Origin of the sequence: Nocardia sp. NPDC005998 (genome assembly GCF_040614395.1) — a bacterium.
Lineage (GTDB): Bacteria > Actinomycetota > Actinomycetes > Mycobacteriales > Mycobacteriaceae > Nocardia.
Genome location: NZ_JBEXUI010000002.1, coordinates 325118 through 350261 on the forward strand (window position 1 = coordinate 325118; position 25144 = coordinate 350261).

Here is a 25144-nt window from a genome sequence, read left to right on the forward strand (position 1 = left end):
GCGTCCGAGGTGGCCATCGGAGCTCCTGATACCGTCTGTCCATGGCAGGAGCGATGTGCCCGGGCTCATTCGACCCGGTGACCAATGGACATATCGACGTCTTCGCCCGGGCTGCGGTGCAGTTCGACGAGGTCGTGGTGACCGTCAGCGTCAATCCCAAGAAGCAGGGCATGTTCAGCGTCGAGGAACGCATGGAGATGCTGCGTGAGGCCACCGCGCAGCTGCCCAATGTGCGGGTGGAGTCCTGGCAGGGCCTGCTCGTGGACTTCGCCAAGCAGGAGGGCCTCACCGCAATCGTCAAGGGTCTGCGCGATGCCACCGATTTCGGCTACGAACTGCAGATGGCTCAGATGAACAAGAAGCTCTCCGGCGTGGACACCTTCTTCATCGCCACCAACCCGGCCTTCAGCTACCTGTCCAGCTCGCTGGTCAAGGAGGTGGCGGCCTACGGCGGCGATGTCACCGATATGCTCCCGCCCGCCGTCCACAAGCGCCTACTCGATCGCCTGGCGGAACGGAAAGGCTGAGCGGAGCTCTTAATACGATTCGCCTCGGTCCCAAGCTCGGGACCGAGGCGAATCGTATTAGGGCTGTTACTGGCCGACTGATTTCGTGCGTACACGGTAACTCGCCGGGTACGCCCAAACGACATGCAACTCCCAACCGCCGGTCCGCGACGTGATTTTCGTGGCACTTACGACCGGCAAATGGCGCGGGGAGGCGGGGGAGCATCTCAGAAGACCAGGCCGCGCAGGGCGAGGAAGCGCATGCCGCCGACCGCGGCGGTAATGGCGAGGATGGCAGTGGCCTGGAACGTGCCGCCCATACCGGGGGTCCATACCTCGAGCGCGGCCAGCGCGGCGGTGGTGATGCCGAGCCCGACCAGCGCAAGCCCGCCGCCCTCCCACTGTGCGGTGAACCAGCCGACCCGGCCCGCCGCGTGGAAGGTGAGCTGACGGTGCAGTTCATTGGCGATCACGGTGCTCACGATCGAGCCGGCGATATTGGCGACCAGTGGGCCGACGCCGTGCATCGCGAAGAACAACAGCACATAGGCAACGTTGCTGGAGCCGCCGACCAGGGCGAAGCGGATCAACTGGGCCAGCGCCCGGTCGCCGCGCAGGTACTGCATGAGCTGGGCGAACCGATACGCCGTCGCAATACGCAGGACCGGGTACGGCCCCACCCACGGCGTGTACAAACTACTCGTCGGCAGTACCGCCGTCCGCGGTAGTTCCAGTACGGTCATTGTCTTTCCGATCCCACACGAGCCTTCGGTACGGAAAACCGCGATGGTCATCGCATCCTTCCGCCGACTCTCGAGAGGTTCCTCACGTATTGTGTGTTCAGTATGTATTGAACAATCGGAACTAGTCAATCGTCGAGGCGAAGGAATCCGCCCGGTTGGCCTCCTCTATCCCCACAGTCCCGGTCGGGGCCTGCGATCCGCTTAAGAAGATCTTGTTCGGACCTTCTGGATAAATGTAACACCAAGTGGAGACATATCCTCCACTTGTTTTTGTGGCGTACGAGACACCCGCACGACACACCGATGGGTGACTCGGCACGAGCCGTGACGAGGGGCACACTGGGCCTCGGCGGAAATTTCGCCGCAGGTCTGCAGGAGAGTGGGGTAAGAGCATGTATCGCGTATTCGAAGCACTCGACGAGCTGGTCGCCATTGTCGAGGAAGCGCGCGGCATCCCGCCGACCCGCAGCTGTATCGTCCCGCGCGGCGACGTGCTCGAACTGCTCGACGATGTGCGCGATGCGCTGCCCGGCGAACTCGACGACGCCCAGGATGTGCTCGACCATCGCGACAAGATCGTCTCCGATGCCCGTTCCGCCGCCGAGACCACGGTGACGACCGCGAACGAACAGGCCGAGCAGACCATCGGATCGGCCCGCGAGGAGGCTGACCGAATTCTTGCCGACGCCAAGGCGCACGCCGACCGGATGGTGGCCGAGGCCAGTGCGCACGCCGATCATCTCGTCAACACCGCCCAGGCCGAGGCCGACCGCATCGTCGCCGACGGCAATGCCGAATTCGAGGCCGTCACCGGCCGGGCGCGCGTGGAATCCGAGCGGATGATCGAGGCGGGCAAGGCCTCCTATGGCCGCTCGGTCGCCGAGGGTGAGGCCGAGCGCGATCGCCTGGTCACGCAGACCGAGGTGGTGCGCGCCGCGCACGCCGAATCGGCCCGGCTCATCGACGGGGCGCATGAAGAGGTCGATCGGATGCGCGACGAGTGCGACCACTATGTCGACAGCAGGCTCGCCGACTTCGAAGAGAACCTCAACGCCACCCTGCGGACCGTCCGCGGCGGGCGTCACCAACTGCGTTCCGGTGCGGGCGCTCCGGATTACGCGGCCGACTATCGCCGCTGATATTCCGCACCGATTCGGCATGTTTCAGACGGTTTGGGCGGACACCGTGCTCTCGCGTATTGTGGAGTGGTTGCCCATTTCCCCTCGAATGTGAAGTGAGTTCGTGATGTCCGCCGGTTCCGGTTCCGCATCGCGTCCTCGTACGGCCTCGCGCCGCACGCCGGACGCGGGTTTTGTGCTGGATGTCATCAGCCTGGGCCGTCGCCCCGGCACGATGAAAGAGCTGCATCGCGTGGTCACCACCGACGAGCGGATCGGGCTGGATCTGATCGCCATTCCGGCGGGCGCCGAGGTGGATCTCGATCTGCGGTTGCAGGCGGTGTCCGAGGGGGTGCTCGTCACCGGGACGGTCACCACGCCGACGGCGGGGGAGTGCTCGCGCTGCCTCGAACCGTTCACCGGCACGGTGGACATTCACCTCACGGAACTGTTCGCCTATCCGGACAGCACCACCGAGCAGACCACCGAGGACGACGAGATCTACCGCATGGTGGACGACAAGATCGACCTGGAACCGGTGATCACGGACCAGATCGGTCTGGAGCTGCCGCTGCAGCCGCTGTGCACTCCGGACTGCGCGGGTCTGTGTCCGGAATGCGGTGTCAGGATGGCGATTGCGGGTTCGGACCACCGGCATGAGATACTTGACCCTCGCTGGGCCGGGTTGGCGAAGTTCGCCGCCGAGTCGCCCGGCAACGGCAGCCCCGATGCGGGTGCCGACCCAGACGTTTAGACCAGACCAGTAAGACCGTGCTGCCTAACTGGCGAGCAATAGGACAAGAGGAGAAGTAGTCGTGGCCGTTCCCAAGCGCCGGATGTCCCGTTCCAACACCAGGTCGCGGCGCAGCCAGTGGAAGGCCACCGCGCCGACCCTGATCACGTGCCCGAACCGCGCCTGCGGCGAGAAGACCCTGCCGCATATCGCGTGCCCCTCCTGCGGCACCTACAAGGGCCGCCAGGTTACCGCTGCTGTCTGATCGTTCGACCTGTCGTATCGACGTGACCGCCAGCAAGGACGAACCCGGCCCGTCCGGTGAACATGCGAGCCTACTCGCGGCGCTCGGCGTCGACGTGTCGGCCGATCTGCTGCGGCTGGCGCTGACGCACCGGTCGTACGCATACGAGAACGGCGGGCTGCCGACCAACGAGCGTCTGGAATTCCTCGGCGACTCGGTCCTCGGCCTGAGCATTACCGAGCGGCTGTACCACGAGCACCCGGACAAGTCCGAGGGCGAACTGGCCAAGCTGCGGGCGAGCGTGGTGAATATGCACGCGCTCGCCGAGGTGGCGCGCGGGCTCGGTGCAGGCGGGCTCGGCGTGCACCTGCTGCTCGGCAAGGGCGAAGAGCTCACCGGCGGCCGGGACAAGCCGAGCATTCTCGCCGATGGCATGGAGTCACTGCTCGGCGCGGTGCATCTCGAGCACGGTATCGATGTCGCGCGTGAGGTGGTGTTGCGGCTGTTCGCCGACCTGCTCGAGCGCGGCCCGAGAATGGGCGCGGGGCTCGACTGGAAGACCAGTCTGCAGGAGCTCACCGCCGAGCGCGGTCTCGGTGTGCCCAGCTACGAGATCACCTCGACAGGTCCCGACCACGACAAGGAATTCACCGCGACCACCGTGATCGGCGGTCGTCCGTACGGTCAGGGCGTCGGCCGCTCCAAGAAGGAAGCCGAGCAGAAGGCCGCGGGCGCCGCCTATCAGTCGCTGACCGACGAAGTCTGACGTGCCCGAACTGCCCGAGGTCGAGGTCGTTCGGCGCGGACTCGCCGAACATGTCGTCGGGCGGGTCATCGAATCTGTCACGGTGACCCACCCCAGGTCGGTGCGCCGCCATCTGGAAGGCGCCGACGATCTGACGGCTCGGATGAAGGGTCTGCGGGTCGCGGCTGCCGAACGTCGCGGCAAGTACTTGTGGCTCACCTTCGATGAACCCGATACCTCGCTGGTGGTCCATCTCGGAATGAGCGGGCAGATGCTGGTGCAACCTGCCGATGCCCCCGTGGAGAAGCACGCGCATATCCTGGCGACCCTCGACGACGGCAGCCAGCTGCGCTTCGTCGACCAGCGCACCTTCGGCGGGTGGTCGCTCGCGCCGTTGGTCGAGGTGGACGGCACCTCGGTGCCCGAGCCTGTCGCGCATATCGCGCGGGATCCGCTCGATCCGCGCTATGACCCCGAAGTCGTGGTGGCTGCGCTGCGCGCCAAACAGACCGAGATCAAGCGCGTTCTGCTCGATCAGACGGTGATCTCCGGGGTCGGCAATATCTATGCCGACGAATCGCTGTGGCGCGCGAAAATCCATGGCAATCGGCTGGCGTCCGGCTTGACCAGACCAGCCGTGCGCACCCTGCTCGCCGAGGTCGGCGCCGTGATGGGGGAGGCGCTTGCCGCCGGTGGCACCTCCTTCGACGCGCTATATGTCAATGTCAACGGCCAATCGGGTTACTTCGAACGCGCGCTCGCGGTCTACGGCCGCGAAGACGAACCCTGCCGTCGCTGCGGTGCACCCATCCTGCGCGAGAAGTTCATGAATCGTTCTTCCTACTCCTGCCCGCGCTGCCAGCCGAAGGCCCGCCGCCGGTCGCATTAGCGAGCTACCGTTCTTCTAGGCGGTTCGGAAACCAGACCGGCCGTGGAGGAAGGACAAATGCGCAAACTCACCTACTACGTCGCCTCGACAATCGATGGGTTCATCGCCACCGAGGAGGGGTCGGTCGACTTCTTTCCGGTCGGTGGCGATCACGGCCCGGCGATCACCGCGCAGTACCCCGAGACCCTGCCGACGAAGGTGCGAGAGGCCCTCGGCATCGATAAGCGCAACCGTTACTTCGACACCGTGCTGATGGGTCGCAAGACCCACGACTTCGGTGTTCGCACCGGAACCTCGAGCCCGTATGCGCATCTGCGGCAGTTCGTAGTGTCGACGACGTTGCCGGAGAGCCCGGATCCTTCGGTCGAGCTGATCTCGGCCGATCCGCTGGCGAAAGTGCAAGAGCTGAAGCGGGAAAACGGACTCGGGATCTGGCTGTGCGGCGGCGGGGAACTGGCGCAGGTGTTGCTGCCGGAGATCGATCAGATCTTCCTGAAGCTGTATCCGGTCGTACTCGGCCGTGGCCGTTCACTGTTCGGTTCCGGGTCGCGACTGCCGGAGGCGGCCAGGTTCCGGGTGATCACCAGCCGGGTATTCGAGGACGGGGTGGCCTTCATCAAGTACAGCAGGATTCGATAGCCGCTGTGGTGCAAGATGATTCGGTCGCCGTACCGGATCCGGGCAATGGTCCGGGTCCGGTGGAGGCGCTGCGCGAGATCGGTTTCTGGCTCGAACGTGGACGGGCGCAATCACATCGGGTGAAGGCCTACCGGCGAGCCGCCGATATCGTGGCGGGGATGCCGGAGGACGAGCTCGCGACCCATCGTGCGGCGCGCAGCTGGCGCGAGCTCGCGGGCATCGGACCGAAGACCGCCGCCGTCATCGAACAGGCGTATTCCGGCGCGGTACCAGCATATTTGAGCGAATTGCGGCAGGCCGCGCAGCCGATCGGCACACCCGGTAAGCCGCTGCGGGCTCAGTTGCGCGGTGATCTGCATACGCATTCCGATTGGTCCGATGGCGGCAGTCCGATCGCGGAGATGATGGGTGTCGCCGCCGCGCTCGGTCACGAATACTGCGCACTGACCGATCATTCGCCGCGGCTGACCGTCGCGAACGGACTTTCCGCCGACCGACTGCGGCGGCAGCTGGATGTGGTCGCGGAGCTCAACGAGCGGATGGCGCCGTTTCGAATCCTCACCGGGATCGAGGTGGACATCCTCGATGACGGGACCCTGGATCAGCAGGCAGATCTGCTCGCCGAGCTGGATATCGTCGTCGCGAGCGTACATTCGCATTTGCGCGCCGAGAGCGAGACCATGACCAAGCGGATGGTGTACGCGGTCGCGAATCCGAATGTCGATGTGCTCGGGCATTGCACCGGCCGATTGATCACCGGCGAGCGGGGCACGCGGCCGGAGTCGACTTTCGATGCCGAGTTGGTCTTCGAGGCGTGCCGGAGTTACGGCACTGCCGTGGAGATCAACAGCCGTCCCGAACGTCTCGACCCGCCGTCTCGGCTGCTGCGGCTGGCCGATGAGATGGGGTGTTACTTCTCGATCGACACCGATGCGCATGCTCCGGGCCAATTGGATTGGCAGGGCTACGGCTGCGAGCGCGCCGTCGCGAATGGTGTTGCGGCGGAACGGGTTATCAATACCTGGCCGGTGGACAAGCTGCTGGCATGGACGGAGTCGGCGACCGCGGACGTGGTTTGATCGCGGTGGCCGTCGGAGTGGGCAGATCGACCTCGACCGAATCATCGCAGTAACACACACCTGATCGCGCGTCCGGGTTGGCCGCCGGGTTAACTGTTGCCGAACAATCGTGCGGGATTCGGGATCAGGCCGGATGACGCCCGAAAATGGTTGGCACATAGATCTCTTGGGGGTGGCTGCACTGGTGGGCGGATTTCCGATCGAAATCGTGCTTGCGCTCATCGGTATCGTGGTGCCGATCATCGCATTCCTCTGGGAGTTCGTATTCGTCGGACGCAAGGAACTCGGCTATCGCGTGCAGATGGATACGCCGGTCACCGGTGAGATCGAATCGGTCTTTCCGGGTGTATTGCCCCAGTTGCGTCCGGAACACGATGGGGTGAGTCCGCCGCTGAAGGATCTGTCGGTGGTGCTGGTCCGCATCGAGAACAGCGGTGCGACACCGATCGACACGCACGACTACCAGGCGCCCGAGGCGGGCCGGGTCGGCCTACATCTGAACTTTCCGCAGCGCCGGGTGATCGGTATGGCGGTGACCGAGCTCAGCCATCCGGGGCTGGCCGATTCGCTGGACCGCGATTCGGGCATCGCGGTCCGCGAGGATACGGCCGGGCATATCGGTGTCATTGATCTGCCGAGAGTGCTGCTGAATCGCGCCGATCACTACAAGATCCTGGCGATTCTCCAGCGCTCGGAGGGCACAGGGGAGTACGCGACACCGGTGCTGCGCGGTGGCATCAGGGGTGGGCGGATCATCGAAACCCAAAGTCGCACCGGTATTTCGCGAGTAATGGTGGCGCTCGTCGCCTTCCTGGTCGCGGTAATAGGCGTCCAGCTGGTCGTATCCGCGGTGGAGCCCGATCCGACGCCATTGGATTGTGCCGCAGGCAAACTCACGTTGGTTGGTTCGTCGGCGTTCGAACCTGTCATACGAGATGCGGCGGCCCAGTATGGGAAGCGCTGCACCGGAGCGGAATTCGCCTTCGGATTCGAGGGCACCGAACGCGGTCTGGACCGGCTCGCCGAAGAGGGTAAGGACGATCCCGATGTGCTGACGATCAGCGACGGCCCGAAGGGTGATGGCTATCAACCGTTGCTGGACCGTCCGCTCGCGTTGTCGCTGTTCACCATGATCGTGCACAAGGATGTCGGCATCACCGATCTGACCGTGGCGCAGATCCAGGATCTGTATCAGGGCCGGATCACCAACTGGCGCGAACTCGGCGGTCCCGACCTGCCCGTTGTGCTGGTCAATCGGATACCGGGATCCGGCACCCGAAATACGTTGGAGCGCAGGATACTCGGCGGTCCGCAGCCCGATCGCCCGCATGTCAGCTGTGTCGCGATCAAGGATTCGGTGCCCTCGGCGGCCAGATATTGCGATGTGCAGGTCACCAAGGATATGCAGAAGGCGGTGAGCGACATTCCGGGTGCCATCGGCTACAGCGAGTTCTCCGAGGCGGTGAAGTCCGGTGCCAAGACCCTGGCCATCGGCGGCGTAACCGCCGACCGTGCCGCCGCCGTCAACCGCACCTATCCGTTCTGGGGCGTCGAATACGCCTACAGCTACGGCGAACTCCCCGGTGATTCGCTCGGCGCGAGCTTCCTGCACTTCCTGACCGATCTCACGGGTAAGGATGTGCTGCGCGAGCACGGCAATGAGCCGTGCGGTGAGCTGCCGGATCGCGGTCGCTGTCTGCCGACTTCGTGACGTTGTCACAGATTCGGCGGCCATCCCGTCTAACTCGGGTAAGCGATATCGAGAGAGGACGACCTATGTCACGCATGCAGCTCGCCGAGGTGGCACCCGAGATCTATCAGGCCTGGTTCGCCGCCGAACAAGCCATCCGCCGCGGACCGCTGGACCCGGTCGTGCGGGAACTCGTCAAGATTCGCGTCTCCCAGATCAACGGCTGCCTGTTCTGTATCGATATGCACACCACCGACGCGCGGATGTCGGGGGAGACCGAACAGCGGATCTATTACCTCAACGCCTGGCGGGAGTCGGTGAAATTCACCGAGGCCGAACGGGCCGCGCTCGCCTATGCGGAAGCGGTCACCAAGCTCGGCGAACACGGTGTCGGCGATGAGATCTGGGCCGAGGTCGAGAAGAACTTCGATGAGGGCGCGCGGGCCGGTCTGGTCGCGGTCACCGCGATGATCAACCTGTGGAACCGGATCGGCGTGCCGCTGCGCATGCAGCCCGCCGCTGTCTGATCAATGTGTCGGTGTGGCTGGCCTTTTCGAGCGACCAGCAAGCGATCGCTACGCCTAGGCCAGAATGGGCGCCGTGACGGAACTATCGCTGCGACAGCTCAACCGCACCCCGCTGCTGCGCCAGATGCTGGTGGAACGGGTCGAGCTGACCCCGTTCGAACTCGTCCGGCATCTGGTCGCTGTGCATGGTGATCGATGCCTGATCAGTCGGTCGACGGCATGATCGGTCGACTGAAGAATTCCTCGACCGGTATCGGACCCGTGTAGCGGCGGCAACCGCATCGAACCCATGCGCGCATGCCGTATCCGGTCTTTCGACTTGTCTCGAAGTGACAGACGCCCGCCTCGGGATCATGTAGCGCGAGGTCGTGGCCGCAGCCGCAGCGCGCTTTGACAGGTTCGGCGGGCGTGCGCCGCCCGAAGCGCCCGGCCGCCCAGCCGACACCGGCGATTGCGGCCCCGACGGCGAGGCTGATCGGATCGAACATGGCTATATTATATGTATGCGTATACCGCGCATGGTAGAGCGACTATCGATCGAGTCGCGTGGCCCTCGACGCGGCCGTTCCTGATGAGATCTTTGTGGAGCGCCCTACCGATTTTTACGAAATCAATACGGTTGCTGGCACGGCCGTGCCTATCCTGCGGCCTTAGGCTGGCCCATCGTGGCTTCACCGATCGACCTCGTCAAACGTCTCGTTCTCGGGCGACCGTTCCGGAGTGACAGGCTCGGTGAAACGCTTTTGCCGAAGCGACTCGCGCTGCCGATCTTCGCCAGCGACCCGCTGTCCTCGGTGGCATATGCGACACAGGAAATCCTGCTCATTCTCACCCTCGGCGGGCTGGCCTATCTGCATTTGGCGCCGTGGGTCGCCGGTGCGGTGATCGTGCTGCTGGCCGTCGTCGTGCTGTCCTATCGGCAGGTGGTGCAGGCCTATCCGTCCGGCGGTGGTTCCTATGAGGTGGTCGCCAAGAATCTGGGCGCGGTGCCGGGCCTGGTGGTCGCGGCGGCGCTGCTCGTCGACTATGTGATGACGGTGGCGGTCTCGGTCGCCGCTGGGGTGGACAACATCATCTCCGCGGTGCCCGATCTGAATGCACACCGGGTCGCGATCAATATCGTATTCATTGCCTTCCTGACCGCAATGAATCTGCGCGGCGTGCGGGAATCCGGGCGGGCGTTCGCGGTGCCGACCTATGCGTTCGTGGTCGGGGTAATGGTCATGGTTGTCGTCGGACTCGGCCAGACTGCGTTGGGGCACGCGCCGGTCGCCGAGAGTGCGCACTACGAAATCCATGCCGAACAGTTCGGACTCGGCGCGGCCGGGTTGGCCTTCCTTGTCCTGCGCGCCTTTTCGTCCGGCTGTACCGCGCTGACCGGCGCGGAGGCCATCTCCAATGGGGTACCCGCATTCCGTAAGCCCAAGGCGCTCAATGCCGCCCGCACGATGACGGCGATGGGTGTCATCTCGATCGCCATGTTCGGCGGTGTCACCGCGCTCGCGATGATCACCCACACCAGGGTCACCGAGAACACCTGCGATCTCATCGGATTTCCGGGCGACTGCACTGCCGATCCGCAACGCACCGTGATCGCACAGATCGCCGCCGCGGTCTTCGGCGGCAACAGTATTCCGTTCTACTTCCTCATGGTGACGACCGCGCTGATCCTGATCCTCGCGGCGAACACCGCCTACAACGGCTTTCCGCTGCTGAATTCGATTCTGGCGCAACACAGATACATGCCGCGGCAGTTGCACACCCGCGGCGACCGGCTGGCCTTCTCCAATGGCATCATTCTGCTCGCGGTCATCGCGGGCGTACTCATCTACGCCTTCGACGGTTCGGCGACACGCCTGATCCAGCTCTATATCGTCGGCGTATTCACCTCGTTCACCCTGTGCCAGGCCGGTATGGTCCGGCACTGGAACCGCGAACTGGCCACCGCGACAACATCATCGGAGAAGTTGCGCATCCATCGCGGGCGCCTGATCAACGCGTTCGGCGCCTGCTTCACCGGCGTCGTCCTGGTCGTCGTCATGATCACCAAGTTCTCCCACGGCGCGTATCTGGTCGTCTTCGCGATGCCGATCCTGGTGGTGCTGATGTATCTGATCCACCGTCACTACACCGCCGTGCGTGCCGAACTCGATGTCGATGACGAGTCGGAGACCCTGCCCGCCCGGGTACATGCCCTGGTGCTGGTATCGGGCTGGCACAAGGCAACTCGGCGCGCCGTTCAGTTCGCCCGTGCCACCAGGCCGGACACCATCACGGCGATCACCGTCAATGTCGATGACGTCGATACCCGTCAGCTGCACCAGGATTGGGAACGCCACGATGTCGCCATACCGCTCAAGGTGATCGAATCGCCCTACCGCGAAATCACCCGTCCGGTCATCGATTACATCAAGCGGATGCGCAAATCCCAGCCGCGCGATGTGATCAGCATCTTCATCCCCGAGTACGTGGTCGGGCACTGGTGGGAGAACCTGCTGCACAACCAGAGCTCACTGCGGCTGAAGGCCCGCCTGCTCTTCGAGCCGGGGGTGATGGTGACCAGTGTGCCTTGGCAACTTCGTTCCTCGGCCGCTCGAGCCGTGCCGCGCGTCGAGCACAGCCCCGGCGAGGTCCGGCGCGGCATCGCGGATACGGTTGCGCGCTGACCGGCCGCCTCCGGCGTCACTACCATTTCGATATATGTCAAGACCGTGCAAGGCCCCTTGATTTCGAGGGCGGTCAGCACGGTCTGAAATCTCACTATGTAAGATTTCGGACAAACTGCCTGGTTTGAATGGGTCGCGATGAGGTACGTCTTGGTGCGGCCCCCCTGTTCGCGCGATCGGCGTGACCAGGCCAACCGAGCCCTGATGGACGGCGGTGCAGGCTTTGTCTCCACCTCCGCCGCGGCGGCCAGCTTGTTCGGCGCCCAGCGCACCGAGTCGCTGGGTGGATGTGCCCAAGGTTGTCCCTGGAAGGATGGTCATGAGCGCAGGCTTATTCGCGCCGCTTGCGGCGCCCATTGCCTCTTCGGATCTGCTGTCCACTGAGCACGTCGGTGAACGATTCCGCATTGCCATGGTTGTTCCGCCCTACTTCGACGTACCGCCGAAGGCCTATGGGGGCGTCGAGGCGGTTGTCGCCGATTTGGTCGATGCACTGGTTGCCCGCGGCCACGACGTGACCTTGTTCGGTGCCGGTGAACCCGGTACCAAGGCTAAATTCATCCCGGTCTGGGATCGCGCATTGCCCGAACGGCTCGGCGAGCCGTTCCCGGAGGTCGTCCACGCATTGAAGGTGCGAAGGGCGATCGAGCAGATCGCGAGCACCTCCGGGGTGGATCTGGTGCACGACCACACCTTTGCCGGACCGCTGAACGCCCCGGCCTATATGGGCCTCGGCCTGCCCACGGTGGTGACCGTGCACGGGCCGGTCGACGAGGGCGATTCCCGCCGGTATTACCGCGAATTGGGCCAGGAAGTGTCGCTGGTGGCCATCAGCGACCGGCAGCGCGAACTGGCTCCGGATCTGAACTGGGTCGGTCGCGTACACAACGCCCTGCATGTCGACCAGTGGCCGTTCCAGGTGGAGAAGGGCGACTACGCACTGTTCCTCGGGCGCTTCACCGAGGCCAAGGGGCCGCATCTGGCGTTGCAGGCCGCGCATGAGGCCGGTATTCCGCTGGTGCTCGCTGGCAAGTGCAGTGAACCGCCCGAGCAGGCGTTTTTCGAGAAAGAGGTGCGCCCGCTGCTGACCGAACGAGATCATCTGTTCGGCATGGCCGACGCAACGGCCAAGCGCAAACTGCTCGCGAATGCGCGCTGCCTGCTGTTCCCCATCAGGTGGGAGGAACCGTTCGGCATGGTGATGATCGAATCGATGGTCTGCGGCACGCCGGTGGTCGCTTTGCGCGGCGGCGCGGTCGAGGAGGTCGTCATCGACGGTGTCACCGGCCGGATCTGCGATGATCCCGCCGAATTGCCCGCCGCGATAGAGGAAGTGCGCGATGTGGATCCGGCCGTATGCCGCGCGCACGTCGAGGCGAACTTCGGCGCTGGTCCGCTGGGCCGCGGCTATGAGCAGGTCTATCACCAGCTCTTGCGTTCGCGGCGACAGACTCGTGCGGCACGATTGCTCGGGGAGACGATGCCGGTCCGGATTCCGGCGAGCGAACGAGTATGACCGCAGAAGTCGGCAGTACGCCGAGTCCCGCGCCGCTGAATGCCGGTGAGCCAACGGGATTCGGCGGCTGCGGGGGGTCGGTGACCTTGGTCGAGGGCGGCACCTTCTGTCTGTCGGACCGGCTCGGCGATGTCGAACCGGGGCGACCGCACGGGCTGTTCTTCCGGGACACCCGCGTCATCTCCCGCTGGGAGTTGCTGGTGGACGGCAAACCCGCCGAATCGCTGTCGGTGCTGAGCCCGGAGGCGTTCGCCGCCAGATTTGTGCTGCGCCGACCGCCACAGGCGGGAATGGCCGACAGCACACTGCTGGTGGTGCGCGAACGTCTCGTCGCCGACGGCATGCACGAGGTGCTGAGCCTGCAGAATATGGGTAGGGAGGCCACTGCGGTCGCCTTGGAACTGCATGTCGACGCCGATTTCATCGACCTGTTCGCGGTCAAGGAAGGCCGCGCCGCGCACGGTCGGGCCGAGGTCACGGTGGCCGAAGGGGAATTGCTGCTGCACGACCGCGCCGATCGAACCCGCGGGCTCTCGGTCTCGGCGACTGTCGAGCCCGTATTCCTGCCCGGCACGCTGATCTGGCGGGTTGTCGTGCCGCCAGGCGAAACCTGGCAAACCGAAATCGTGGCCCAGCCGACGGTCGGCAATCAGCGGGTGCAGGCGCCATTGGCGCCGGGGGAGCACCATGGGCTCAGTGCGCCGAGCCGGAAGATGGCGGCCTGGCGGCATACGGCGACGAAGATCACCGCGGCGGATCCGGTGCTCACTCAGGTGTTGCGGCGTTCGGAAAGTGACCTGGGCGCCTTGCAGATCCACGACGAAACCGGCGAGAGCCGTCCATTCGTCGCGGCGGGTGCGCCGTGGTTCATGACCCTGTTCGGTCGGGACAGTCTGCTCACCGCGTGGATGGCGCTGCCGTTGGAAGTGGATCTCGCGCTGGGCACACTGCAGCAGTTGGCCGAACTGCAAGGTCAGAGCGTCGATCCGCTCACCGAGGAGGAGCCGGGGCGGATCATGCACGAAATGCGCCGCGGCCCGGCCAGCGGGCACGTGCTCGGCGGCAGTACCTACTACGGAACCGCCGACGCCACCCCACTTTTCGTGATGCTGCTGGCGGAATGTCATCGGTGGGGTGCGGATCCGGAGGTGATCAAGGCACTGCTGCCCGCCGCCGACGCCGGGGTGCAGTGGATCACCGAATTCGGCGACCGCGACGGCGACGGCTTCATCGAATACCGTCGCGCCACCGACCGCGGCCTGGCCAATCAGGGCTGGAAGGATAGTTTCGACGGAATCAACGATGCCGCAGGACATCTCGCGGAGGCGCCGATCGCGCTGTGTGAGGTGCAAGGTTATGCGTATGCCGCATTGCAGGCCCGCGCGGAGTTGGCCGAGGCATTCGACGACCTGAGTGCTGCGACTCGGTTGCGCGAGCGCGCCGCCGAACTGCGCGGCAAATTCGCCGAACAGTTCTGGCTGCCGGGCCGAGGGTGGTATGCGGTCGCGCTGGACGGCCGCAAACAGCACGTCGACGCCCTGACCAGCAATGCGGCGCAATGTCTCTGGACCGGCATCGCCAGTGACGAGCATGCCGCCCAACTCATCGAGCGGCTGGGGGGCCCGGAGATGGACACCGGCTTCGGGCTGCGCACGCTCGGCTCGACGATGGGCGCCTACAACCCGATGAGCTATCACTGCGGCTCGGTCTGGCCGCATGACACCGCGATCGCTGTCGCGGGTCTACTGCGCTACCGGCATATACCGGGCGCGGTCGAGCTCGCCACCCGGCTCGCTTGCGGATTACTCGATGCGGCCGCGTCTTTCGGCGGTCGACTGCCCGAGCTGTTCTGCGGATTTCCGCGCGACCAGTTCGCGGTTCCGGTCCCGTATCCGACCTCCTGCTCACCGCAGGCCTGGGCGAGTGCGGCACCGCTGCTGCTGGTGCGTGCCTTCTTCGGCTTGGATCCCGACGTACCCGCCCGCACGCTTACCGTGCATCCGCAGCTGCCATCGGTGTGGGGCAGGGTCGCGTTGAGCGATCTGAAGTTGGATTCGGTGACGGTCGATCTGGTCGCGGAGGGTGATCAGATCACTGCCGCGCGCGTGCCCGATGACTGGCAGTTGATCACCTGATGTGGATGAATCGCGCGGGATCGGGTATGCCAGCCAGGTAATTGCCATGCTTCTCCACTGATACTCGCAGGCTGGAGGTGCACGATGCAGACATCACTGGATATCAGGGATCTGTGGATCACACAGCACCGTGATTGCAGCGCGGAGCCCATCATGGATCTGGATCTGGACCGGGCGCGGTTCATCTGCAGTACACACGCGGGGCACGGCCCGGAATGCCGTCAGTATCTCGCCGCCGCGGCGTTTTGTTTCGGTTGCGTCGAGGACAGCTGACCGGAATGCGCGAAGCGCCCATTCCCGGTGTGATCCAGTGGATTCCGTTCGGGAATGGGCGCTCGTGCCGATGTTGGGCCTACCCGCGGAACGGGTACTTGCTGTCGAGGTCGATATTCAGTTCGACCACGTTGACGCGTGGTTCACCGAGGAAGCCAAGGGTGCGGCCGTCGGTGTGGGCGTCGATGACTTCACGTACCTGATCTGCGGAGATATTGCGGGCCTTGGCGATTCGCGTCACCTGGATGGCGGCGTACTCCGGCGAGATGTGCGGGTCGAGGCCACTACCACTCGCGGTGACCGCATCGGTGGGCACGGCGGTGTCGGTCGAGGCGCCACCGCGGATCGGGATGATCCGGCCGACCGAGTAGTCCTCACCAGGCTTGGCGCATTCGACCTTGACGCCTTTGTAGGTGTCGAGGAACGGTGTCGTCGGGCACGCCTCGTTGACGCTGACGACCTGCACCGGATGCGAAACCTCGCCGTCGGCGTCGCGTGGTCCGATCACCGAGAGCACCGCGCCCACACCGTCTTTGGTGCAGAACGGACGGCTGCCGTCGACCCCCTCACGGTCGCCGATCGCCTTGCTGCGCGAGCACACGGTAGAGAGCAGGCTCAACTTCACGTTCGCCGGATCCGCGTCGAGGGTGTCCACGATGCTCTCCGGGCCGAGGTTGCTCGCCGCGGTCGAGAGCGGGTCGTAGCCGTCACCCGCGGCCGACGGGCGGCTCTGGAAGTACTGCGCCAGCGCGTTGCCGTCTTTATCGGTGAACGACTGCCCGATCAGACTGGAGCCGACGACTCTGCCGTCGACCGTGATCAGCGATCCATCCGCCTTATCGTGCAGGCCGGGAATCTGGGCGACCGCGAAGACCGCAATGGGGTAGGCGATTCCGGTGATCGCGGTGAGTACCAGTAGCGCACGCAACGCGGCCAGGTGCTGCCGGATCCAAGTTGACATTCGCATATCAGGACATCCCGGGGAGGAGTTGGACAACGAGGTCGATGAGTTTGATGCCGATGAACGGCGCGATGATGCCGCCGAGGCCGTAGATCGTCAGGTTGCGGGTCAACAGTTTCGAGGCGTTGGTGGGGGTGTAGTTCACCCCGCGCAGCGCCAGCGGGATCAGCGCGATGATGACCAGCGCGTTGAAGATGACCGCCGACAGGATCGCCGATTGCGGGCTCGACAGACGCATGACATTGAGCAGGTCGAGGCCCGGGAACAGCGCCACGAACAACGCGGGAATGATCGCGAAGTACTTGGCGATGTCGTTGGCGATCGAGAACGTGGTCAGCGCACCGCGGGTGATGAGCAACTGTTTGCCGATCTCCACGATTTCGATGAGCTTGGTCGGATCCGAATCCAGATCCACCATATTTCCGGCCTCTTTGGCTGCGGAGGTGCCGGTGTTCATCGCGACACCGACATCGGCTTGGGCCAATGCGGGGGCGTCGTTGGTGCCGTCACCGGTCATGGCGACCAGCCGACCGCCGTCCTGCTCCTTCTTGATCAGCGCCAGCTTGTCCTCTGGTGTGGCCTCGGCGAGGAAGTCGTCCACACCGGCCTCATCGGCAATTGCCTTGGCGGTCAACGGGTTATCGCCGGTGATCATCACTGTGCGGATGCCCATGCGGCGCATTTCGTCGAAGCGTTCCCGCATGCCCTGCTTCACAACGTCTTTCAGGTGGATCACGCCGAGCAGCCGGGCCTTGCCGTCATTGACCTCACCGACGACCAGCGGGGTACCACCCGAGGCCGAGATGCCGTCGACGATCACGCCGATCTCGTTGGGTACGTCCCCGCCTTGCGCGCGAACCCATTCCGTCACGGCGCTCGCCGCTCCCTTGCGCAGCCGGTGACCGTCGGCCAGGTTCACGCCCGACATGCGGGTCTGGGCGGTGAATTCCACCCAGGTTGCGCCGGTTAGCTCGCCCGGTGTGCGCTCACGCTTGTTGAACGCCTGCTTCGCGTACACGACGATGGAGCGCCCCTCGGGGGTTTCGTCGGCGAGGCTGGAAAGCTGTGCGGCATCGGCCAGTTCGTCATCCGGGATGCCGGGCATCGGTACGAATTCCGAGGCTTGGCGGTTGCCGAGGGTGATGGTGCCGGTCTTGTCCAGCAGCAGGGTGTTCACGTCACCGGCGGCCTCGACGGCGCGTCCGGACATGGCGAGCACGTTGCGCTGGACCAGACGGTCCATACCGGCGATGCCGATGGCCGACAGCAGCGCGCCGATGGTGGTCGGGATCAGACACACCAGCAGCGAGACCATCACGATTCCGGTGACGCCGTGCACATCCAGTGCCGAAGTATCGGGCACCCCTGGGTTGTTCGACTTGGCGAATATCGCCAGCGGCTGCAGTGTGGCGACCGCGAAGACGAAGATGATGGTCAAAGCCGCGAGCAGGATGTTCAGCGCGATCTCGTTCGGCGTCTTCTGCCGTGATGCGCCCTCGACCAGGGCGATCATCTTGTCGATGAAGCTCGCACCCGGCTCCTGGGTGATCTTGACGACGATCCGGTCCGAGAGCACCGTGGTGCCGCCGGTGACCGCCGAGCGGTCACCGCCGGATTCCCGGATGACCGGTGCGGATTCGCCGGTGATGGCCGATTCGTCCACCGAGGCGATGCCTTCCACGACATCACCGTCACCCGGGATGACCTGGCCCGCCTCCACCACGACATAGTCGCCGCGTTGCAGCGTCGGAGCCCCGACGCTTTCCTCGACGATGCGCGCGCCGGGCGACCAGTTGACCAGTCGCCGAGCCATGGTGTCGGTCTTGGCTTTACGCAGAGTATCGGCCTGCGCCTTACCCCGTCCCTCCGCCACCGCCTCGGCCAGATTGGCGAAGATGACAGTGAGCCAAAGCCATACGACGATTGCCCAGGAGAAGAACGTCGGCTTGGTCAGCGCGAGCACGGTCGACCAGACCGCGCCGATCTCGACGATGAGCATGACCGGATTGCGCCACATGACGCGCGGATCGAGCTTCTTCACCGCGTCGGGAATGGATGTCAGCAGCATCTTCGGGTCCAGCACGCCCCGCTGGACGCCACGTTTGCGCTCGCGATTGTGGACCGATGCGGTGTTCGGTTCGGTTGTCGTAGTGGACATATCAGTGGATTCCTTCGGCGAGCGGCCCGAGTGCGAGTGCGGGCAGGAAGGTCAGCGCGACCAGGATCACGGTGACGCCGACGACCATGCCGACGAACTGTGGCCGGTGCGTCGGCAGTGTGCCGATCGACTCGGGGGTCTGTCCCTGTTGGGCGAGTGAACCGGCGAGGGCCAGTACGAAGATGATGGGCAGGAAGCGGCCGAAGACCATGGCCAGGCCCAGGGCGGTGTTGTACCACTCGGTATTGCCGGTCAGGCCCGCGAAGGCGGAGCCGTTGTTGTTCGCCGCGGAGGTGAAGGCGTAGAGCACTTCCGACAACCCGTGTGGTCCGGAGTTGAGCATTCCGGCGCGTTGTCCGGGCATGGCCATCGCGGCGGCCGTGCCGACCAGCACGATGAGCGGGCTGATCAGGAAGTAGGAAGCGGCGAGCTTGATCTCGCGCGGGGTGATCTTCTTGCCGAGGTATTCCGGGGTGCGACCGACCATGAGACCGGCGACGAAGACGGTGATCACCGCGAGGATGAGCATGCCGTACAGACCCGAGCCGGTACCACCTGGCGCGACCTCACCCAGCTGCATGTTGAACATGGTCATCATGCCGCCGAGGCTGGTGTAGGAGTCGTGGAAGGAGTCCACCGCACCGGTCGAGGTCAGCGTGGTCGCGGTCGCGAACGTCGCGGAATCGGCCACACCGAAACGGGTTTCGACACCCTCCAGCGATGCGCCGATCGCGGTCGGGACGGTGCCGTGGTGCTGCAGCTGGAAGAAGTTCTGCAGGGTCACGCTGATCAGCGCGATCGTGCCCATCACCGCCACGATCGCGTACCCCTGGCGCTTGCTGCCGACCATCCGGCCGAAGGTGCGTGGCAGCGAGAAGCTGATTACCAGCAGCAGGAAGATCTCGAGCCAGTTGGTCCACGCGTTGGGGTTCTCGAACGGGTGTGCGGAGTTGGCGTTGTAGAAGCCACCGCCGTTGGTGCCGAGTTCCTTGATCACCTCCTGGCTGGCCACCGGCCCGCCCGTGATCGTTTGCTCGGTGCCGTTGAGGGTCTGGGCGATCTGGTCGTGCAGGTGGAAGTTCTGGATCGCGCCACCGGCGACGAGCACGATCGCAAAAACGAACGCGATCGGCAGCAGAATGCGAATGGTGCCGCGCACCAGATCCACCCAGAAGTTCCCCAGATCACCGGTGTGCCTGCGGGCGAAGCCACGCACCAGCGCGACCGCCACCGCCATACCGACGGCCGCGGAGACGAAGTTCTGCACCGCGAGCCCGGCCATCTGCACCAGGTGGCCCTGGGTCGACTCACCGGAGTAGTTCTGCCAGTTCGTATTCGTCACGAAGCTGATCGCGGTGTTCCACGCCAGCGCCGGGGTCATCTCGGTGCCCGGATCGTTGAGATGCAGTGGGAGTTTGCCCTGGATCAGCTGGAAGAAGAACAGGAACACAATGCTGACCGCGGAGAACGCCAGCACGCTGCGGGCGTAGACGCCCCAGCTCTGTTCGACCTCGGGCTGTACACCGATGGCCTTGTAGATGACCCGCTCGGCGCGGGAGTGTTTCTTGGCGCTGTAGACCCGGAACATGTAGTCGCCGAGCGGCACATGAACCAGGGCGAGCGCGATGATCAGGGCCGCCAGGAAGGCGATCCCCGCTGTGGTCGTGTTCACCTAGAACCTCTCGGGGAAAAGCAGCGCCGCCACCATGTAGATCGCGACGAGGACGGCCAGAATCAAACCGATCAGGTTCGCGATCACAGTTTTTCCACCCCCCGCTGGACCAGACCCAGCAGCGCGAAGATCGCCACGGTAACCACCGTGAACACCACGACAGACATTTACACAACCTCCAATGGCGCTCCCTGTACGGAGCGCGACAGGGTGAGTCAAGCGGTCATTCGAGCTGGTGCCGAGTGTGTTTACGGGTCCTTAGCGGACCATTGGAGAGCATTGACGGTTCATTTACGCGAACCGTTCGGGCACGGTTGAAAGGATGCCGTCAAGGTCGGCCGACAAGCCGTCAACACACCGTAAAGATCGAGTTGGGCGGCCTATACGGGAGTAGAAAGTCATGGTCCGGCCATGCGGAGCAATCCAGCGCGGCCGGGGTTCTGTCGGTTGGTGAAAGGGTCGTCATGTCGGCTGTCGCGGTCGCGGTGATCATCGGATTTGTGCTGTGCGCGCTGGCCATCCGCGCGCTGTCGATGGTGTTGGAGGGGCGCGATGCGCGGGCATGGCAATCCGCTGCCGCGACAGACCCGGTACGGATCTCCGGCGACACGCCGTGGCGCGCGATGATAAAAGAGTGAAACGCGGCCAACTGCGCATCTACCTCGGTGCGGCCCCGGGAGTCGGTAAGACCTACGCGATGTTGGGCGAGGCCCATCGCCGACTCGAACGCGGCCGCGACGTGGTAGCTGGGGTAGTGGAGACACACGGTCGGGCCAAGACCGCCGAGCTGTTGGAAGGTATCGAGCGGATCCCGCCGCGCATGGTGGCCTACCGCGGCACCACGCTGCCCGAACTCGATGTGGAGGCGGTGCTGCGGCGTCAGCCCACGGTGGTGCTGGTCGACGAGCTCGCCCATACCAATGCGCCCGGCAGCAAACACGAGAAGCGCTGGCAGGACGTCGAGGATTTGCTGAACGCGGGGATCGATGTGATCTCGACGGTCAATGTGCAGCATTTGGAGAGCCTCAACGACGTCGTCGAGCAGATTACCGGCATCCAGCAGAAGGAGACGGTGCCCGACGCCGTGGTGCGCAGTGCCGACCAGGTCGAACTGGTCGACATCACACCGGAGGCGTTGCGGCGCAGGCTGTCCCACGGCAATGTCTACGCCGCGGACAGGGTCGATGCGGCACTGCGCAACTACTTCCGGCCGGGTAACCTCACCGCGCTGCGCGAGTTGGCGCTGCTATGGCTGGCCGACCAGGTCGACGCCGCCCTGGCGAAATATCGTGCCGACCACAAGATCACGGATCTGTGGGAGGCGCGCGAACGCGTCGTCGTCGCGGTGACCGGCGGTCCGGAGTCGGAGACCGTGGTGCGCCGGGCCAGCCGGATTGCGACCAAATCCAGTGCCGAGCTGGTGCTGGTGCATGTGGTGCGCGGCGATGGACTGGCGGGTGTGTCGGCAGAGCGGCTGGCTCGATTGCGAGAACTGGCCGCCAGTCTGGACGCGTCGCTGCATACGGTCACCGGTGATGATGTGCCGAATACGCTGCTGGAGTTCGCCCGCGAGGTGAACGCGACGCAGTTGGTGCTCGGCACGTCGCGGCGCTCGCGCTGGGCGCGCATGCTCGACGAGGGCATCGGCTCCGCGGTGGTGCAGGCCTCCGGCAAGATCGACGTGCACATGGTCACGCATGAGGAAGCTCACCGTGGCATGCGCCGCTATTCGCTGATGCCGCGGCAGCCGATCCGGGCCTGGCTGGCGGCCGTCCTGGTACCGATGCTGGTCTCGGTCATCTGCTCCCTGGTCGACGGTTATCTCGAACTCGGCGGTCTCAGCGCGCTGTTTTTCATCGGCGTCGTCGCGGTCGCGCTGCTGGGTGGCGTTGTCCCCGCGGCACTGTCGGCGTTGCTGTCGGGCATGCTGTTGAACTGGTTCTTCGTCGAGCCGCGCTACAGCCTCACGATTGCCGAACCGGACAGTTTCGTCACGGTTGTGGTGTTGCTGATCGTGGCAGTGGCGGTCGCGGCGCTGGTGGATGTGGCCGCTAAACAGACCCGCCAGGCGCGCCGGGCCTCCCACCAGGCCGAGTTGCTGACGCTGTTCGCCGGTGCCGTGTTGCACGGAGCGGATCTGCCCAATCTGCTGGAACAGGTCCGCGAAACCTATGGTCTGCGCGCGGTCAGCATGCTGTGCGGCGATGAGGTGATCGCCGCGGTCGGCACCAGTCCGCCGCAGCGCGTATCGGAGGCCGAGACCGCCATCCAGGCGGGCGATGCGACGAGCTGGTTGCTGCTGGCAGGACGCCCACTGGCCGCAACCGACCGACCGGTCCTCAACGCGGTCGCCAACCAGGCGGCTGGGTTGGTCCGGCAATCCCGGCTCGCCGAGGAGGCCAGCGCCGCCGCGGCATTGCTCGAGGCCGACCGGTTGCGTCGGGCGCTGCTGTCCGCGGTGAGCCACGACCTGCGCACACCGCTGGCCGGGGCCAAGGCCGCGGTGTCCAGCCTGCGCAGCGATGACATCGAGTTCTCGCCCGAGGACACCGTCGAATTGCTGGAAACGATCGAGGAATCGGTGGATCAGCTGACCGCGCTCGTCGGCAATCTGCTCGATTCGTCGCGCCTGGCGGTCGGTGTTGTACAGCCGCAGTTCCGTCGGGTGTACATGGACGAGGTGGTGCACCAGGCCCTGGTGAGCGTCGGGATGGGCGCGCGCGGGCTGCGACGAGCGGCCATGGATCGGGTGAAGGTTGAGGTCGGCGAGGTCTCGGTGCGGGCCGACAGCGGTCTGCTCGAGCGCGTGCTCGCCAATTTGATCGATAATGCGCTGCGGCATTCGATGCGCGACACACCCGTGCGGGTGACCGCGGAACGTGACGGCGACCGCGTGTCGATCGCCGTGATCGATGTCGGCCCCGGTGTGCCGCCGGGGGCCGAGGAGCAATTGTTCGAGCCGTTCCAGCGGCTCGGCGATCGCGACAACACCACCGGAGTCGGGCTCGGCCTGTCGGTGGTGCGCGGATTCGTCGAGGCGATGGGCGGCACTGTGCACGCCGAACCGACACCAGGCGGAGGATTGACCATGATCGTGGACCTGCCTGCCGACGAAACCGAAGTGAGCGGCCGATGATGATCACAACCGATGTGGAAGCACCGCTGCCCCGGACCGCACAGGAAGTCGCGATGACCGACAAGAAGCAGGATGCACCGTCGACCAAGGTGCTGGTGGTCGATGACGAACCGCAGATCGTGCGCGCCCTGCGCATCAACCTGTCGGTGCGCGGCTATGAGGTGATCACCGCGGGCACCGGTGCCGCCGCATTGCGCGCTGCCGCTGATAAGCATCCCGATGTGGTCATCTTGGATCTCGGCCTGCCGGATATGGACGGTATCGAGGTATTGGCCGGGCTGCGCGGCTGGACCGCCGCGCCGGTGATCGTGCTCTCGGCGCGGACCGATTCGACCGACAAGGTGGAGGCGCTGGACGCGGGCGCGGACGACTACGTCACCAAACCGTTCGGTATGGACGAACTGCTGGCGCGGCTGCGGGCCGCGGTCCGGCGCGGTGCCACCGATACCGATGCCGCCGATCCGGTGGTGGTGACCTCCTCGTTCACCGTCGACCTCGCCGCGAAGAAGGTCACCAAGAACGGTGAGCCGGTGCATCTGACCCCGACCGAGTGGGGGATGCTCGAGATGCTGGTGCGCAATCGGGGCAAGCTGGTCGGGCGGCGTGAACTACTGCGCGAGGTGTGGGGACCGTCGTATGCCACCGAAACCCATTATCTGCGGGTATATCTCGCGCAGTTGCGGCGCAAGCTCGAGGTTGATCCATCGAATCCGAAGCATCTGCTGACCGAGGCGGGTATGGGATACCGCTTCCAGGAATAGCGACGGTAGCGGCAGCTGTTGCGAGCGACATGACAACTGATTTCGGAAGAACATGGGTAACTCGTCGGGTACGCCCAAGACCCGACCAGGCACACGACGCAGGACCTGAGCCGGACTCGAGGGGCACCCAACTGGTATGGCCTGAATATTCGGAGAGGCGGAACTGGCAGGATCGAAACCATGGCTGACCAGACCACCGCATCCGCGACCCCGACCAGCGCGCCCGCCGCGACCGAGCCGACCACGCTGTGGGTCGAGCGCACCGGGACCAGGGCGTACACCGGCCGCAGCTCGCGCGGTGCCGAGGTATTGATCGCATCGCAGGGCGTACCGGGTGCGTTCACCCCGGGTGAGCTGCTGAAGATCGCCCTGGCGGGCTGCTCCGGACTGAGCGCGGACGTCCCGCTCGCGCGCAAGCTGGGTGACAGTTTCGACGCGACCATTCGCGTCTCCGGCGACGCCGACCGCGAGAACGAGGTGTACCCGCAGCTCGACGAGGTGTTCGAACTCGACCTCAGCGACCTGGACGAGCAGGCGCGGGAGCGGTTGCTGGTCACTGTCCAGCGCGCCATCGACAAGGTCTGCACCGTCGGCCGGACGCTGAAGGCGGGTGCCAAGGTGACACTGACCTTCGATATCGAGGCGTGATGGCGGCGCCGCACCCGGAACAGGTCCGGCTGAGCGCGTGGGTGCACGGATACGTGCAGGGCGTTGGCTTCCGCTGGTGGACTCGTTCGCGGGCGCTGGCGCTCGGTGTGGTCGGATATGCCACCAATTCGCGCGACGGCCGGGTGCATGTGGTGGCCGAGGGGCCGCGACCCGCATGCGAAATGTTGCTGGATCTCTTGCGTTCGGGTGATACACCTGGTCGGGTTGACCTGGTTGTGGAAAGCTGGGAACCCCCGCGGGGCGATTTGTCCGGATTCGAGGAGCGTTAGTGGTAGGTGCGACGA

The 25144-nt window shown here is 65.0% G+C and carries 26 protein-coding genes; 20 read left to right on the forward strand and 6 right to left on the reverse strand.

Translation table 11 applies throughout. From position 1 onward, the window contains the following. Nucleotides 1–41: 41 nt before the first annotated feature. Nucleotides 42–527 carry a pantetheine-phosphate adenylyltransferase gene (gene coaD / locus ABZ293_RS05075; RefSeq protein ID WP_355177395.1) on the forward strand — a complete coding sequence of 162 codons (486 nt, stop codon included), beginning with the start codon at nt 42–44 and terminating at the stop codon, nt 525–527. A 206-nt stretch (nt 528–733) separates the two neighbouring features. Here the strand turns inward: coaD and ABZ293_RS05080 are convergent, their stop codons facing one another. Next, on the reverse strand, nt 734–1300 hold the full coding sequence (locus tag ABZ293_RS05080; RefSeq protein WP_355177397.1) for a GtrA family protein: 567 nt from the start codon (nt 1298–1300) through the stop codon (nt 734–736). Nucleotides 1301–1641: 341 nt separating this feature from the next. On the opposite strand from ABZ293_RS05080, the gene ABZ293_RS05085 reads away from it, so the two are divergent. From ABZ293_RS05085 to ABZ293_RS05130, 10 genes are all read left to right on the forward strand, one after another. Next, complete coding sequence (locus ABZ293_RS05085; RefSeq protein ID WP_355177399.1) at nt 1642–2388, forward strand: DivIVA domain-containing protein; 747 nt, start codon at nt 1642–1644, stop codon at nt 2386–2388. 106 nt (nt 2389–2494) lie between these two features. Beyond that, nucleotides 2495–3121: a DUF177 domain-containing protein gene (locus tag ABZ293_RS05090; protein WP_355177401.1), complete on the forward strand. Its 627-nt coding sequence runs from the start codon at nt 2495–2497 to the stop codon at nt 3119–3121. A 61-nt stretch (nt 3122–3182) separates the two neighbouring features. Beyond that, complete coding sequence (gene rpmF, locus ABZ293_RS05095; RefSeq protein WP_014987105.1) at nt 3183–3365, forward strand: 50S ribosomal protein L32; 183 nt, start codon at nt 3183–3185, stop codon at nt 3363–3365. A 22-nt stretch (nt 3366–3387) separates the two neighbouring features. Continuing rightward, nucleotides 3388–4110: a ribonuclease III gene (rnc, locus tag ABZ293_RS05100; RefSeq protein WP_355177403.1), complete on the forward strand. Its 723-nt coding sequence runs from the start codon at nt 3388–3390 to the stop codon at nt 4108–4110. Between the two features lies 1 nt (nt 4111). Then, on the forward strand, nt 4112–4978 hold the full coding sequence (mutM, locus tag ABZ293_RS05105; RefSeq protein ID WP_355177405.1) for a bifunctional DNA-formamidopyrimidine glycosylase/DNA-(apurinic or apyrimidinic site) lyase: 867 nt from the start codon (nt 4112–4114) through the stop codon (nt 4976–4978). Nucleotides 4979–5035: 57 nt separating this feature from the next. Further along, nucleotides 5036–5617 carry a dihydrofolate reductase family protein gene (locus ABZ293_RS05110; protein ID WP_355177407.1) on the forward strand — a complete coding sequence of 194 codons (582 nt, stop codon included), beginning with the start codon at nt 5036–5038 and terminating at the stop codon, nt 5615–5617. 5 nt (nt 5618–5622) lie between these two features. Further along, entirely contained in the window at nt 5623–6696 is a 1074-nt protein-coding gene (locus ABZ293_RS05115; RefSeq protein WP_355177409.1) for a PHP domain-containing protein, read from the forward strand. A 133-nt stretch (nt 6697–6829) separates the two neighbouring features. Continuing rightward, nucleotides 6830–8407 carry a substrate-binding domain-containing protein gene (locus ABZ293_RS05120; RefSeq protein ID WP_355177410.1) on the forward strand — a complete coding sequence of 526 codons (1578 nt, stop codon included), beginning with the start codon at nt 6830–6832 and terminating at the stop codon, nt 8405–8407. Between the two features lie 65 nt (nt 8408–8472). Beyond that, nucleotides 8473–8913, forward strand: coding sequence for a carboxymuconolactone decarboxylase family protein (locus ABZ293_RS05125; protein ID WP_354957090.1), 441 nt, complete (start codon nt 8473–8475; stop codon nt 8911–8913). A gap of 73 nt (nt 8914–8986) precedes the next feature. Beyond that, nucleotides 8987–9136 carry a hypothetical protein gene (locus ABZ293_RS05130; RefSeq protein ID WP_355177412.1) on the forward strand — a complete coding sequence of 50 codons (150 nt, stop codon included), beginning with the start codon at nt 8987–8989 and terminating at the stop codon, nt 9134–9136. Here ABZ293_RS05130 and ABZ293_RS05135 read toward each other — a convergent pair. Next, a complete protein-coding gene (locus ABZ293_RS05135; RefSeq protein ID WP_355177414.1) occupies nt 9117–9401 on the reverse strand; it encodes a hypothetical protein in 285 nt (94 codons plus the stop codon). The two genes, ABZ293_RS05130 and ABZ293_RS05135, sit on opposite strands and share 20 nt — an antisense overlap. A gap of 177 nt (nt 9402–9578) precedes the next feature. On the opposite strand from ABZ293_RS05135, the gene ABZ293_RS05140 reads away from it, so the two are divergent. The 4 genes from ABZ293_RS05140 to ABZ293_RS05155 all read left to right on the forward strand — a co-directional run bounded on the left by ABZ293_RS05140 (nt 9579) and on the right by ABZ293_RS05155 (nt 15503). Next, nucleotides 9579–11579 (forward strand): APC family permease, encoded by a 2001-nt coding sequence (locus ABZ293_RS05140; protein ID WP_355177416.1) that lies wholly within the window; start codon nt 9579–9581, stop codon nt 11577–11579. Nucleotides 11580–11991: 412 nt separating this feature from the next. After that, nucleotides 11992–13095 (forward strand): glycosyltransferase family 4 protein, encoded by a 1104-nt coding sequence (locus tag ABZ293_RS05145; protein WP_355177859.1) that lies wholly within the window; start codon nt 11992–11994, stop codon nt 13093–13095. Next, entirely contained in the window at nt 13092–15230 is a 2139-nt protein-coding gene (locus ABZ293_RS05150; RefSeq protein ID WP_355177418.1) for a glycogen debranching N-terminal domain-containing protein, read from the forward strand. The genes ABZ293_RS05145 and ABZ293_RS05150 overlap by 4 nt, the downstream gene beginning before the upstream one ends. Nucleotides 15231–15314: 84 nt before the next feature. Next, entirely contained in the window at nt 15315–15503 is a 189-nt protein-coding gene (locus tag ABZ293_RS05155; protein WP_354957095.1) for a hypothetical protein, read from the forward strand. 79 nt (nt 15504–15582) lie between these two features. On the opposite strand, the gene ABZ293_RS05160 is transcribed toward ABZ293_RS05155, so the two are convergent. The 4 genes from ABZ293_RS05160 to ABZ293_RS05175 are packed head-to-tail and all read right to left on the reverse strand — an operon-like array spanning nt 15583 to nt 20381. Beyond that, nucleotides 15583–16470: a potassium-transporting ATPase subunit C gene (locus ABZ293_RS05160; RefSeq protein WP_355177420.1), complete on the reverse strand. Its 888-nt coding sequence runs from the start codon at nt 16468–16470 to the stop codon at nt 15583–15585. 1 nt (nt 16471) lies between these two features. Then, nucleotides 16472–18622 carry a potassium-transporting ATPase subunit KdpB gene (kdpB, locus tag ABZ293_RS05165; protein WP_355177422.1) on the reverse strand — a complete coding sequence of 717 codons (2151 nt, stop codon included), beginning with the start codon at nt 18620–18622 and terminating at the stop codon, nt 16472–16474. 1 nt (nt 18623) lies between these two features. Continuing rightward, the gene (gene kdpA, locus ABZ293_RS05170) at nt 18624–20294 is read right to left on the reverse strand and encodes a potassium-transporting ATPase subunit KdpA (RefSeq protein ID WP_355177424.1); all 1671 of its coding nucleotides are present in this window, start codon (nt 20292–20294) and stop codon (nt 18624–18626) included. Beyond that, nucleotides 20295–20381 (reverse strand): potassium-transporting ATPase subunit F, encoded by an 87-nt coding sequence (locus ABZ293_RS05175; protein ID WP_355177861.1) that lies wholly within the window; start codon nt 20379–20381, stop codon nt 20295–20297. It abuts the gene before it with no gap. 377 nt (nt 20382–20758) lie between these two features. Between ABZ293_RS05175 and ABZ293_RS05180 the strand changes: the two genes are divergently transcribed. The 5 genes from ABZ293_RS05180 to ABZ293_RS05200 all read left to right on the forward strand — a co-directional run bounded on the left by ABZ293_RS05180 (nt 20759) and on the right by ABZ293_RS05200 (nt 25129). Next, the gene (locus ABZ293_RS05180) at nt 20759–20932 is read left to right on the forward strand and encodes a hypothetical protein (protein WP_355177426.1); all 174 of its coding nucleotides are present in this window, start codon (nt 20759–20761) and stop codon (nt 20930–20932) included. After that, nucleotides 20929–23430 carry a sensor histidine kinase KdpD gene (locus ABZ293_RS05185; protein ID WP_355177428.1) on the forward strand — a complete coding sequence of 834 codons (2502 nt, stop codon included), beginning with the start codon at nt 20929–20931 and terminating at the stop codon, nt 23428–23430. The genes ABZ293_RS05180 and ABZ293_RS05185 overlap by 4 nt, the downstream gene beginning before the upstream one ends. A 53-nt stretch (nt 23431–23483) precedes the next feature. Then, nucleotides 23484–24191 carry a response regulator gene (locus tag ABZ293_RS05190; RefSeq protein ID WP_355177863.1) on the forward strand — a complete coding sequence of 236 codons (708 nt, stop codon included), beginning with the start codon at nt 23484–23486 and terminating at the stop codon, nt 24189–24191. A gap of 180 nt (nt 24192–24371) precedes the next feature. Next, a complete protein-coding gene (locus tag ABZ293_RS05195; RefSeq protein WP_354957102.1) occupies nt 24372–24839 on the forward strand; it encodes an OsmC family protein in 468 nt (155 codons plus the stop codon). Then, nucleotides 24839–25129, forward strand: coding sequence for an acylphosphatase (locus ABZ293_RS05200; protein WP_354957103.1), 291 nt, complete (start codon nt 24839–24841; stop codon nt 25127–25129). Before ABZ293_RS05195 ends, ABZ293_RS05200 begins: the two co-directional genes overlap by 1 nt. Nucleotides 25130–25144 lie beyond the last annotated feature (15 nt).